The 12,954-nt window shown below is 71.6% G+C and carries 9 protein-coding genes; 7 read left to right on the top strand and 2 right to left on the bottom strand.

Annotation, left to right across the window (positions count from 1 at the left end):
- Positions 1-127 precede the first annotated feature (127 nt).
- Entirely contained in the window at positions 128-2,482 is a 2,355-nt protein-coding gene (locus ACWC2B_RS01990; RefSeq protein WP_450714472.1) for a sensor histidine kinase, read from the top strand.
- An 83-nt stretch (positions 2,483-2,565) separates the two neighbouring features.
- Here the strand turns inward: ACWC2B_RS01990 and ACWC2B_RS01985 are convergent, their stop codons facing one another.
- Positions 2,566-3,180 carry a response regulator transcription factor gene (locus tag ACWC2B_RS01985; protein WP_406508694.1) on the bottom strand — a complete coding sequence of 205 codons (615 nt, stop codon included), beginning with the start codon at positions 3,178-3,180 and terminating at the stop codon, positions 2,566-2,568.
- Between the two features lie 373 nt (positions 3,181-3,553).
- Between ACWC2B_RS01985 and ACWC2B_RS01980 the strand changes: the two genes are divergently transcribed.
- The 4 genes from ACWC2B_RS01980 (at position 3,554) to ACWC2B_RS01965 (ending at position 8,284) form a co-directional block, all read left to right on the top strand.
- Entirely contained in the window at positions 3,554-3,892 is a 339-nt protein-coding gene (locus ACWC2B_RS01980) for a DUF6059 family protein (protein ID WP_450714471.1), read from the top strand.
- Positions 3,893-3,994: 102 nt separating this feature from the next.
- A complete protein-coding gene (locus ACWC2B_RS01975) occupies positions 3,995-5,710 on the top strand; it encodes a fatty acyl-AMP ligase (protein WP_450714470.1) in 1,716 nt (571 codons plus the stop codon).
- Between the two features lie 4 nt (positions 5,711-5,714).
- The gene (locus tag ACWC2B_RS01970; RefSeq protein ID WP_450714469.1) at positions 5,715-7,451 is read left to right on the top strand and encodes an acyl-CoA dehydrogenase; all 1,737 of its coding nucleotides are present in this window, start codon (positions 5,715-5,717) and stop codon (positions 7,449-7,451) included.
- Positions 7,448-8,284 (top strand): 4'-phosphopantetheinyl transferase family protein, encoded by an 837-nt coding sequence (locus tag ACWC2B_RS01965; protein WP_450714468.1) that lies wholly within the window; start codon positions 7,448-7,450, stop codon positions 8,282-8,284. The genes ACWC2B_RS01970 and ACWC2B_RS01965 overlap by 4 nt, the downstream gene beginning before the upstream one ends.
- Before the next feature lie 189 nt (positions 8,285-8,473).
- Here ACWC2B_RS01965 and rpsT read toward each other — a convergent pair whose 3' ends face one another.
- Positions 8,474-8,740: a 30S ribosomal protein S20 gene (gene rpsT, locus ACWC2B_RS01960; RefSeq protein ID WP_450714467.1), complete on the bottom strand. Its 267-nt coding sequence runs from the start codon at positions 8,738-8,740 to the stop codon at positions 8,474-8,476.
- 226 nt (positions 8,741-8,966) lie between these two features.
- On the opposite strand from rpsT, the gene lepA reads away from it, so the two are divergent.
- Both lepA and ACWC2B_RS01950 read left to right on the top strand, forming a co-directional pair.
- Complete coding sequence (lepA, locus tag ACWC2B_RS01955) at positions 8,967-10,832, top strand: translation elongation factor 4 (protein ID WP_450714466.1); 1,866 nt, start codon at positions 8,967-8,969, stop codon at positions 10,830-10,832.
- A gap of 235 nt (positions 10,833-11,067) precedes the next feature.
- Positions 11,068-12,951 (top strand): AMP-dependent synthetase/ligase, encoded by a 1,884-nt coding sequence (locus tag ACWC2B_RS01950; protein WP_450714465.1) that lies wholly within the window; start codon positions 11,068-11,070, stop codon positions 12,949-12,951.
- The last annotated feature ends 3 nt before the right edge of the window (positions 12,952-12,954 follow it).

Below are 12,954 nucleotides of genomic sequence, written 5' to 3'. Positions count from 1 at the left end.
ACGCCGGGCCCGCCGGACGGCGTACGCACGCCTCGCCGCAGCCGCAGCCGCAGCCGCCTGACGCGGTCTGCGCGCGATGCGGCGCTCGCAACTCACAACCGAAGAAACGCAAGCTCATGGGGGAGACTTGACGACCGAAGCGGTCGGCCACGCGGCCGGGGAACCGGCAGGCGGGGACGGGCGGGCGCTGCCGCGGCGTACGGCGATCGCCATCACCGCGGGGGTGCTGCTCGGCTTCTTCGTGATCGACGGCAGTCACGTCTGGGCCGAGCACCCCCAGGTGTGGCACGCCGTGGCCGCCGTGCTCGGGTTCGCCGCGATCATGGGGCTCCAACTGGTCCATTCCTTCCCGGGGTTCATCGTGCGGCTCGGCCGCTACCGGTATGCGACCTGGCTGCTGCTGGGACTGCTCGCCTATGTGCCGATCGGCGTGTTCGGGGCCGCGTGGGGCGGGATGACGGAGTTCTTCGCGGCCTCCGCGGTGCTCGTCTTCCCGGCGGCCCTCGGCTGGCCGCTCTTCGCCTGCTCGGTCGCGGGGGAACTCGCCCTGTTCGACCACTTCGGCTTCGACGCCGGGGACTTCGTGTACGGGGGCGTCGAGGCGGTGCTGATTCCGCTGGTCGTCATCGGGCTCTCGCGGATGTCCGACATGATCGACCGGCTGCACGCCTCGCGTGAGGAGCTGTCCCGGCTTGCGGTGGCGGGGGAGCGGCTACGGTTCGCCCGCGATCTGCACGACGTACTCGGGCTCAGCCTCTCGGCGATCTCCCTCAAGTGCGAACTCGCCTACCGGCTGCTCGCGGACGCGCCCGCCAAGGCGTGCGAGGAGGTCGGTGAGGTGCTGCGCACTTCGCGCAAAGCGCTCGCCGATGTGCGTTCGGTCAGCCGCGGCTACCGCCAGATGTCCCTGTCGGACGAGGCGAACGCCGCGGTCTCGATGCTCTCGGCCGCGGGCATCGACACCACCGTGCGCCACCGCTGCGGCGAGCTGCCCGGGCCCGTGGACACGGTGCTCGCCACCGTGCTCGGCGAGGGCCTGACCAACATGCTGCGGCACAGCAAGGCCGAGCGCTGCGTGATCACCACCGAGTGCGGCGGAGGCGCCGCCGTCCTGGTGCTCGGCAACGACGGCGTGGGCCGCGGTCGTACGGCCGGGCCGGAGCCGGGCAGTGGCCTCGCCGCGCTCGACTCCCGCCTGCGCGAACTCGGCGGCACCCTCACCCACGGCGCCGACGGCCGGGGCTGGTTCCGGCTGCGTGCGGTCGTCCCGCTCCGCCAGGGTGGTGAGGCGCCGAGTCCGCGTCGGCGTACCTCGGCCACGGGCGACCGGAGCAGGGCGGCCCGGCCCGGCCGCACCGACATGATGCCGCGCGCCGCGGGTGCGATCACCCTCGCCGTCCTGGTCGGCTACTTCCTCTCCTACTCGGCCGAGGGCTGGTCGTACGCCCCGTACGCGCACGGCCTCGCCACCGTCGAACTCTGTCTGCTCGGCTGCCTCGCGCTCCAGCTCGCCGAGTCCTTCCACCGGCGTTTCTCCTGGGGGCCGCGCTGGCGGGGACGCCTGCGGTACGGGGCGCTGGGGGCGCAGGCGCTGCTCCAGTTCGTGCCGTTCCTGGTGTTCGGCAAGGCGTGGGCGGGCGTCCCCGGCTTCCTGGCCGGATCGGCGCTCCTCGCCCTGCCCGCGCTCGCCGCCTGGCCGGTCCTGGTCCTGGTCACCGTGGCGAGCGACGCCGCGCAGTACGCGGTGGGCGTCCCGGTCCAGGACGTGATCTACGAGACCGCGTACACGCCGATCTGTGCCGTGGTCGTCTTCGGGCTGACCAGGATGGCCCAGCTCGCCAGCGAACTCCACCGCTCCCGCGCCGAGATCGCCCGCCTCGCGGTGACCACCGAACGCCTGCGTTTCGCCCGTGACCTGCACGATCTGCTCGGGTTCAGCCTCTCCGCGATCACGCTCAAGTGCGAGCTGGTACGCCGGCTCGCGCCGACCCGGCCGATGCAGGCGCGCCGCGAGCTGACCGAGGTGCTCGGCATCGTCCGCGAGGCGCTCGCCGATGTGCGCACCGTGGCGGGCGGGAGCCGGCCGATGTGTCTGACCGCCGAGGCCGAACACGCCATGGCCATGCTCGCCGGAGCCGGCATCCACGCCACCGTCCGGCTCGACTGCGGTGAACTCCCCGGCGACGTGGAGACCGTGCTCGCCACCCTCGTACGCGAGGGCCTGACCAACATGCTGCGGCACAGCAGACCGGAGTGCTGCGAGATCACCGCGGAGCGGACGGCCGGCGCGGTGCGGCTGACCCTCGTCAACGACGGGGCGGACCGGAGCGGCGATCCCCTGCTCGCCTCACGCCTTGGCGGTGGCAGCGGGATCGGGAATCTGACGACGCGCGTCGAGGCGGTCAATGGGCGGCTCACGGCGGGGCCGCGGCCCGACGGCCGGTTCGAGCTCAGGGCCGAGGTCGAACTCCTCGCGGCCTGAGGCGACGCGACGGCGCGAACAGCAGGAGGGTGAACAGCAGGAAGGTTTCGGCCGGGGCTGATGCGGCAGCTCCGGCCCGGCCCTCAGACCGAGTGCAGCCAGCCCGCCTCGCGGGCGATACGGATGGCATCGACCCGGTTACGCGCGTTGAGTTTGCTGACGGCCGAGGTCAGATAGTTGCGTACGGTGCCGGACGACAGGTGGAGCCGGGACGCGATCTGGCCGGCCTCCATGCCCTCCGAGGCGAGCTGGAGCACCTCCCGCTCGCGGTCGGTGAGCGGGGAGGGGCCGGAGTCGAGCGTGGCGAGCGCCAGTTGCGGGTCGATGACGCGCTCGCCCGCCGCCACCTGGCGGATCGCGGCGCAGAGGCTGTCGGGGTCGGAGTCCTTGGGAAGGAAACCGGAGACGTGGGCGGCCAGCGCCCGTCTGAGGTTTCCGGGTCTGCCGAGGCTGGTCAGGATGAGCGTGCGGCACTCCGGTACCGCGGTGTGCAGTCCGGCGGCGGCGGTGATTCCGTCGGTGCCGGGCAGGTCGATGTCGAGGACGGCGACATCCGGCCGCATGGCCATCGCGGTCGGCACGATGTCCGTACCGGACGACAACTCGGCGACCACTTCCAGGTCGGACTCCAGTTCAATGAGCGACACCAATGCCTTGCGCAGCATATGCATGTCTTCGGCAATCAGAACTCGCACCATGGTGCCCCCCGTTGTGCTGGATCATGGGTCGGTTGCTCAGAGCCTGTGTATGAACCCCGCCCGGGCCCGCGGCGCCTGGCCGCACGCTCGCACGCACCAGACATCGCGGCCTGATCCGGACGGGGTTCAGCCACAGGCTCTAAGGATTATGCAATAGGCCGTGGCCGGGACCCGGGGCTGAGACCAATCCGGCACATGCCGTTTCAGGACCGGTACGAGAGGTTCCGCACCCGCGCCTTTCAGCCAGGACCCCACCACGGCTCAAGTGGTCGCTCCCATCCTCCCTCCACCCAGGCGCCGTCCGGCGGCCAGGAGGAAGGGAGAGGTGACGTGAACATGAACGGACACCCCAGCTCGGAAGGTGTTCTCTGACATGGCCCGCCGGAAGAACCCGGACGTTCCGGACGGACCGGAAGGCTCCGCCCGCCGCCGTCCCAAGGGCACGTGGCGCCGCCTCGTCGGCCGCTTCCTGCGACCCGTGGGCGAAGCCCTCATGGTCCACGGCGGCGTCGACATGTATCTGACCGCCGCCGACGGGAACAGGGCCCGGCTGCGCTCGCTCGACAGCGGGTTCCGCCTGATGCTGCGCACCGACGACGACGGCCCGCCGCCGGGCCACCCCGAACGGCTGCGCCCCGACGTCCCGCTCACCCGTCAGGAACTCCTGCTCCTGCAGGACCTGCTGAACGAGGTGCCCGGACGCAGAGGATGAACGGCCAAGCCACCGCAGAACAGTTGATCTTCAAGTGCCCGTCTAGGGCCGAGGAACACAGTAGGAGGACGAAGCATCCGTCCGAGCACCAGGGAGCAGAGGATGACCCCAGCGAAGAGCTTCACGCGGGCACTGGCGGCGCGGTTCGCCGACCGGGCCGCACGGACCGCTCTGCTCTGCCTGGACGGTGAGGGCAACGCCGACCACCGCACCTACCGGGAACTCGACGTACGGGCCAGGTCCGTCGCGGCCGCGCTGCTGCGCCGCCGCGCGGCCGGCGCGCCCGTGCTGATCCCGATGGACGGCGGCCCGCACACCGTGGCCGCCCTCGTCGGCTGCCTGTACGCGGGCGCCGTCCCCGTGCCCGTGCCGCCGCCGGACACCTCGCGGGCCGCCGCCGAACGTACCGCCGCGATCGCCGCCGAGACCGACGCCGCCGTCATGCTCACCGAGTCCGCGCACGCCCCCGAACTCTCCCGGCGCCTCGCGGAGGCGGGGCGCTCCTCCGTGGTGTGCCTGGCCGTCGACTGCCTGCCCGACGACGGCGCCGACTGGCAGCCGCCCGCCCGAGGCGGCACCGACACCGCGCTGCTCCAGTACACCTCCGGGTCCACCGCCGCCCCGCGCGGCGTCCAGGTCACCCACGCCAACCTCCTCGCCACCATGGAGAGCCTGCGCAGCGCGCTCGGCACCGACGAGGACGCCCGCATCGGCGGCTGGCTCCCGCTCCACCACGACCTCGGCCTGATCGGCCAGTTGCTGCACCCGCTCTGGCTCGGCGCCACCGCCGTCCTGATGCCCCAACGGCTGTTCGCGGCCGACCCGTTGAGCTGGCTGCGCGAAGTGGCCCGGCACCGCGTCACCGTCACCGCCGCCCCCGACTCCGCGTACGCCCGCTGCCTCGCCGACGTCACCGACGACGACCTCGCGGGCCTGGACCTGAGCGCTCTGAGGACCGCAGTCAACGCCTCCGAGCCGGTCTCCGCCGTCACCCTCAGTGCCTTCGCCCACCGCTTCGCCGCCGCCGGCCTTCGCCCCGGCGCGCTCGCCGCCGGATACGGGCTCGCCGAGGCCACCCTCCTGGTCAGCCTCGCCGACGGGCTGCCGCCCGCCCCGGCCACCGTGTCCGCCGAAGGCCTCGAACAAGGCGAGCTGAGACCGCCGGAGCCGGGCCACCCGGTGCGCACCCTGGCCGGCTGCGGACCCGCGCGCGGCGTCACCGTACGCATCGTCGACCCGGACAGCTCGGCCGTGGTGCCCGAAGGGTCGGTCGGCGAGATCTGGGTGCGCGGCGAGGCCGTCGCCGACGGCTACTGGCGCCGCCCCCTGGAGACCGCCGCCGTCTTCGGCCACGCCACCGCCTCGGGCGAGTACGGCTTCCTGCGCACCGGCGACCTCGGCGCGCTGCGCGACGGCGAGCTGTACCTCACCGGCCGCATCAAGGACGCCCTCCTCGTCGACGGCCGCACCCTGCACCCGCAGGAGGCGGAGCGTCAACTCGCTCAGTCCGGCGCCCCGTTCGGCTCCGCCGTGGTCCTGTCCGCGCCCGCCGAACACGAGGAGATCGTCGCCATCCAGGAGATCCGCGGCGCCGGGTGGAGCCGCGGCCAGCTCGCCGACCTCGCCGAACGGGTCCGCGGCTGCCTGCGCGACGAGTTCGGCGCATCGCTCGGCGGCGTCGTCCTGGTCCGCCCCGGCACCGTCCGCCGCACCACCAGCGGCAAGGTCCGCCGCTCGCTCATGCGCGAGCTCTACCTGCGCGGCGAACTGCGCCCGCTGTACGCATCGGCGCCGCCGTACGCCGCAGAAGGAGGCTGAGACCATGCCCACCGTCGCCGTCCGGGCCGCCGCGGACCCGGACGTACGCCGCCGCGCCGAGCGGCTCGAATTCCGCTTCGGCGACCCCTGCGACCCGGCCAACCCGCTGGGATTCCGCGCCCTGCTCGCCGCCGACGGCGACAGTCAACTCCTGGACGCGGCAGGGGAGTTGCTGGACGAGGAGGGCTTCGGTGCCGAACTGGTGCCCCTCGCGCTCGGCGGTCGGCTGCGCGACGCCGACCAGCTGATGCGGATGCTGCGCCCGGTCTTCCGCCGCGACGTCGCACTCGCCTTCGGCTACGGCATCACCTCGCTGTTCGCGGCCGCCCCGGTGTTCGCCGCCGGGTCGCACCAGCAGCGCGAGAGGGTGGCCGACCTGCTCGTGTCGGGCGGCCGCGCGGCCATCGTGCACCGCTCGCTCGCCCACGGCACCGCGATGCTGCGCGGCGAACTCACCGCCATGGAGCACTCCGGCGGCTTCGTCCTGGACGGCCGCAAGGACGTCGTCATCAACGCCGAACGCGCGGGCGCCGTCGTCGCCTATGTCCGCACCGACCCCGCGCCGGGCCCCGCATCGCACTCGGTGTTCCTGCTCGACCCGGCCCAACTCCCGCCCAAAGGCGTCCAGTTGCTGAAGCGACAGCCGACCACGGGCATGCGCGGCTGCCGCTTCGCCGGGTACGAGTTCGACGAGTGCGAGGTGCCGCGCGACGCCCTGGTCGGCGAACTCGGCGCGGGCGTACGCCTGTCCCTGCGTACGTTCCAGCTCAACCGCACCCTCATCACCGGCGCCGTCATCGCCTCCGTCGACACGGTGCTGCGTGCCGCGGTGCGGGCCGCGCTCGCCGGGGAGACCCTCGGCAGGCGCCAACGCGGTGTCCTGGCCGGGGTGTTCGCCGATCTGCTCGCGGGCGATGCCATGGCCACCGCCGTACTGCGCGCCCTGTCCCTGCTGCCGGGAGCCGCCCATCTGGCCGCCGCCGAACTCAAGTACCTCGTACCGGACCTGCTCAGGGACGACCTGGAGGAGCTGGCCACCGTGCTCGGGGCAGGCGGCTACAGCCGCGACACCGACCAGGGCATGCTCAGCAAACTCCTGCGCGACCTGCCCGCCGCGGGTCTCGGCCACGCCGGGACCGCCTCCTGCCAGGCCGTGGTCATCCCCCAACTCCCCGTCCTGGCACGGCACTTCTGGGACCGCGAGGCCGAACCGCCCGCCGCGCTGTTCCGGGGCGGCGAACCCGTACCGCACCTCGACATCGGCGGCCTCGAAGTCGCGGGCGGCGGCGATTTCCTGGCCGCATCGCTGACCGCGTCCGCCGCCCGTCTCACAGAATCGGCGGCGGAGGGACCGTACGGCGAAGTGCTCCGTACGGTGGCCGCCGCCTTCCGCGCCGACCTGCTCGCCGTGCGCGAGGCCTGCCTCCTCATCGAGCCCGGCGACCGGGCCGCGCTCGCGAGCCCCGCGACCGCGGCCCTCGCCGACCGGCACTCCGTCCTGGTCGCGGCCGGCGCGGCCCTCGCCGTGTGGGAGCGCCACCGGCACACCACCGGTTTCCTCGCCGACCCCGCCTGGCTGGTGCTCGCCCTGCACCGCTACGGCCGCAGGCTCGGCCTCACCCTTCCTCCGCTGCCGCCGGACTGCGTCGACCGCGTCGCGGAGGAGCTGCTGGCGCGCTTTCGGGCCGGCCGCAGTTTCGATCTTCACGACGCGCCTCTGGCGGAAGCAGGTACCCCATGAGCCCCCTCACGAGGACGGGCATCGCCGAACCCCTTCTGATGCCGGGGCCGGACAGCCCATGGAGCCGGGTGCGGCAGTCCATGGCCTGGCACGGCCATGTCGTCGTCCACGCGAACTGGCGCGACTGGCTGCCCGCCGCCATCGCCGACCCCCAGCTGCGGCCGCTGCTCGGCGCCCGCGACTGGCAGCGCCTCAACAACCTCCAGGAACCGGAGGCCCGCGACCGCTTCGCCGCCTCCCGGCTCCTGGTGAAATACACCGCGGGCGCCGCCCTGCAGACCCCGCCCGAGACCGTCGAACTCGCCTCCAAGGCGGGCGGGCGCCCCTATCTGCGCGGCTGCGACCAGATCGAGGTCAGCCTCAGCCACACCCGGGACCTCCTGGTGGTGGGCCTGAACCGACGCGGCCGGGTCGGCGTCGACACCGAACTCGCCGACCGCCGCATCCAGTACTCCGCCGTCCAGCGCCACCTGTGCACCCCCGCCGAGCGCCGCTGGCTCGGCGCCCTCGACGAGGCCGAGCAGCAGCGCCGCCTGGTGCGCACCTGGACGCTGAAGGAGGCGTACACCAAGGCGCTCGGCCAGGGCATGCGGATGGGCTTCACCCAGTTCGGCTTCGACGCGGAGGCCGCCACCCTGCTCACCCCGCAGGGCGAGCCCGCCTCGCACGGCGAGTGGGCGTTCGCCACCTTCGAGCTCGACGGCGGCTATCTGGTGGGCGTGGCCTGCCACGACGCGGGGCTGCGCGACGAGGGCGACACCGCGGTCTCCACCATGCTCGACGAGGGCTTCCTCGGCGAGGTCGTCGACCTGGTGGGCCGCGCCCACCACTGAACGTGTCCGGACAGCACGAAGGCCCCGTTCCTCCTGGGGAAGGAGGAACGGGGCCTTCATGTCACTTCTGGTTGCGCCGCACCCGCGTGGCGAACGCGTCCGCGTGCGGCACTCAAGCTGCCGTACGGGAGCGGTAGAGAGGGTCCGCTGGGTCCCGTAAGGCGGGTCGATCAGATGAAGCGGTGAGTCTTAGCCCTGGAGAGCGGCAACCTTGTGCGCCAGCGCCGACTTCTTGTTGGCGGCGGCGTTCTTGTGGATGACACCCTTGCTGACGGCCTTGTCGAGCTTCTTGGAGGCCTCGCGGACAGCCACGGTGGCCTTCTCGACGTCGCCGGCCACGACGGCCTCGCGAGCCTTGCGGACCGCGGTCTTGAGCTGAGACTTGACGGCCTTGTTGCGCAGGCGCGCCTTCTCGTTCGTCTTGTTCCGCTTGATCTGGGACTTGATGTTCGCCACGAAAGAGCCTTTGCAGGTTCGATGATTCGATCTTCGGTGGTGTCCCGCCGCCGCAAGGGTGACGAGACACAGCTGTCCACGGTACCAGCCGCCCCCGGACCAGCCCAAACCGAGCACAGGCCCGCAGGCGTGGGACGATAGAGGCTGTTCCTTATGTATCGAACCGTCGTCGACCCGAGACGAGGCGCCGCGATTAGACCGCGGGCCTCAAGAATCAGGACCCTGCGTGCCCGCGACTCCTCCCAACGTGCCCGAGCCGAGCCGTACCGACCCGGCGCTGATCCGCAACTTCTGCATCATCGCGCACATCGACCACGGCAAGTCGACCCTTGCCGACCGGATGCTCCAGCTGACCGGCGTGGTCGACCAGCGGCAGATGCGCTCCCAGTACCTCGACCGCATGGACATCGAGCGCGAGCGCGGCATCACGATCAAGAGCCAGGCGGTCCGGCTGCCGTGGGCTCCCACCGAGGGCCCCGACCAGGGCCGCGCCCACATCCTGAACATGATCGACACCCCGGGCCACGTGGACTTCACGTACGAGGTGTCGCGCTCGCTCGCCGCCTGCGAGGGCACCGTCCTCCTGGTCGACGCCGCCCAGGGCATCGAGGCGCAGACGCTGGCCAACCTGTACCTGGCCATGGAGAACGACCTCACCATCGTTCCCGTCCTCAACAAGATCGACCTGCCGGCCGCCCAGCCCGAGAAGTTCTCCGAGGAGCTGGCGAACCTCATCGGCTGCCAGCCGGAGGACGTGCTCAAGGTCTCGGCGAAGACCGGCATCGGCGTGGACGCGCTCCTGGACCGCGTGGTCCGCGACGTGCCCGCCCCGGTCGGCGTCGCCGACGCGCCCGCCCGCGCGATGATCTTCGACTCGGTGTACGACTCCTACCGCGGCGTCGTCACCTATGTCCGTGTCGTGGACGGCCAGCTCAACAAGCGCGAGCGCATCCGCATGATGTCGACCGGCGCCACCCACGAGCTGCTTGAGATCGGCGTCTCGTCCCCCGAGATGACCCCGGCCGACGGCATCGGCGTCGGCGAGGTGGGTTACATCATCACCGGCGTGAAGGACGTCCGTCAGTCCAAGGTCGGTGACACCATCACCAGCCTGCACAACGGCGCCACCGAAGCGCTCGGCGGTTACAAGGACCCGAAGCCGATGGTCTTCTCCGGTCTGTATCCGCTGGACGGCTCGGACTACCCGGACCTGCGCGAGGCCCTCGACAAGCTCCAGCTCAACGACGCCGCCCTGGTGTACGAGCCCGAGACGTCGGCGGCGCTCGGCTTCGGCTTCCGCGTCGGCTTCCTCGGCCTGCTGCACCTCGACGTGATCCGCGAGCGCCTGGAGCGCGAGTTCAACCTCGACCTCATCGCGACCGCGCCGAACGTGGTCTACCGCGTCGTCCTGGAGGACGGCAAGGAGGTCACGGTCACCAACCCGAGCGAGTTCCCCGAGGGCAAGATCTCGGACGTGTACGAGCCGGTCGTGCGGGCCACCATCCTGGCGCCCAGCGAGTTCATCGGCGCGATCATGGAGCTCTGCCAGACGCGGCGCGGCACCCTGCTCGGCATGGACTACCTCTCCGAGGACCGCGTCGAGATCCGCTACACGCTGCCGCTCGCGGAGATCGTCTTCGACTTCTTCGACCAGCTGAAGTCCAAGACGCGCGGCTACGCCTCGCTCGACTACGAGCCCACCGGCGAGCAGGCCGCGAGCCTGGTCAAGGTCGACATCCTGCTGCACGGCGACAAGGTCGACGCCTTCTCCGCCGTCTGCCACAAGGACGCGGCCTACGCCTACGGCGTGCGCCTGGTCGCCAAGCTGCGCGAACTCATCCCGCGCCAGGCCTTCGAGGTGCCCGTCCAGGCCGCGATCGGGTCCCGGGTCATCGCCCGCGAGACGATCCGCGCCATCCGCAAGGACGTCCTCGCCAAGTGCTACGGCGGCGACATCTCCCGTAAGCGGAAGCTCCTTGAGAAGCAGAAGGAGGGCAAGAAGCGGATGAAGATGGTGGGCTCCGTTGAGGTCCCCCAGGAGGCATTCATCGCGGTGCTCTCCAGCGACGAGTCGGGCGGCAAGAAGAAGTAGCACGCCCTCGATCACCGGCTCTTCGCACCACCGCCACAACGGACCCCCGCGCCTTCGCACGGGGGTCCGTTCGTTATGAAACCACTCTCCGTTGCCTCTTACGCGCCGGGCGGCGGCGCTCTACTCTGATCACGGCCCGATGGTTACTCGCCAGTTAAACAAGCGTCGGACAGCCAGAGCACTCGGACAACCAGCCAGTCGCGCAGCCTTGCCGCAGGCCAGCCCGGAGGACGTCGTGAGCGACACACAGACCTTGATCGAGAATCGGCCGCCGTCCGTGGCGACCCTCTTCGTCCAGCGCGTGGACGCCACGCCCGACGCGGAGGCCTACCGCTACCCCGTGCCGGGCGCCGGGCAGGCCCCCGACGAGTGGAAGTCGCTCAGCTGGGCCCAGGCCGCCGACCGGGTCTACGCGATCGCCGCGGGCCTGGCCGACCTCGGGGTGCGGGCCGAGGAGCGGGTCGCGCTCGCCGCCTCCACCCGCGTCGAGTGGATCCTGGCCGACCTCGGGGTGATGTGCGCGGGCGCCGCCACCACCACGATCTACCCCTCCACCAACGCCGAGGAGTCGGCGTTCATCCTGGCCGACTCCGAGAGCGTCGTCCTGATCGCCGAGGACGCGGCCCAGCTGGCCAAGGCCCGCGAGCGCCGCGCCGAGCTGCCGAACCTGAAGCACGTCGTGGTCGTCGACCCGGCCGGCGCCGAGGCGGCCGAGGGCGACCCGGAGGGCTGGGTGCTCAGCCTCGCCGACCTGGAGGCACGCGGCGCCGCCCACCTGGAGAAGAACCCCGAGGCCGTCAAGGAGCGCATCGCGGCCATCACCGCCGACCAGCTCGCCACCCTCATCTACACCTCCGGCACGACCGGCAAGCCCAAGGGCGTACGGCTGCCGCACGACAACTGGTCGTACATGGCCAAGGCGATCGCGGCGACCGGCCTGGTCACCGGCGACGACGTGCAGTACCTGTGGCTGCCGCTCGCGCACGTCTTCGGCAAGGTGCTCACCTCGGGCCAGATCGAGGTCGGGCACGTGACGGCCGTCGACGGCCGCATCGACAAGATCATCGAGAATCTGCCGGTGGTCCAGCCGACCTACATGGCCGCGGTGCCCCGCATCTTCGAGAAGGTCTACAACGGCGTCGCGGGCAAGGCACGCGAGGGCGGCGGGGCCAAGTACAAGATCTTCCAGTGGGCGGCCGAGGTGGCCCGCGAGTACGCGAAGGCCAGCCAGGACACCTTCCGCCGCACCGGCCGGCCCGGCGCCCCCTTCGCGCTCTCGGCCAAGCACAAGGTCGCCGACGCGCTGGTCTACAGCAAGATCCGCGAGGCGTTCGGCGGGCGGCTGCGGGCCTGCGTCTCCGGCTCGGCGGCGCTCGCGCCCGAGATCGGCTTCTTCTTCGCCGGCGCCGGCATCCACATCCTGGAGGGCTACGGCCTCACCGAGTCCTCGGCCGCCTCCTTCGTCAACCCGGGCGAGGCCTACCGCACCGGCACCGTCGGCAAGCCGCTGCCCGGCACCGAGGTGCGGATCGCCGACGACGGCGAGATCCTGCTGCGCGGCCCCGGCATCATGCAGGGCTACCACGGGCTGCCCGAGAAGACCGCCGAGGTCCTGGAGTCCGACGGCTGGTTCCACACCGGCGACATCGGCGAGCTGTCCGCCGACGGCTATCTGCGCATCACCGACCGCAAGAAGGACCTCATCAAGACCTCGGGCGGCAAGTACATCGCGCCCGCCGAGGTCGAGGGCCAGTTCAAGGCGGTCTGCCCGTTCGTCTCCAACATCCTGGTGCACGGCGCCGACCGGAACTTCTGCACCGCGCTGATCTCCCTCGACGAGCCCACCATCCTCGGCTGGGCCAAGGAACAGGGCATCGAGGGCGCGTACGCCGAGGTCGTGGCGGACCCGAAGACCGTGGAGCTGGTCGACGGCTACGTCAAGCGCCTCAACGAGGGCCTCCAGCGCTGGCAGACGATCAAGAAGTTCCGGCTGCTGCCGCGCGATCTCGACGTGGAGCACGGCGAGCTGACGCCCAGCCTCAAGCTGAAGCGTCCGGTCGTCGAGCGGCAGTACCGGGCCCTCATCGACGAGATGTACGCGGGCTCCCGCGAGGCGTGAGCC

It is taken from the genome of Streptomyces sp. NPDC001415 (assembly GCF_053597395.1).
Note: the sequence above shows the minus strand (reverse complement) of the source record. Positions and strands in the feature narration are given on the sequence as shown.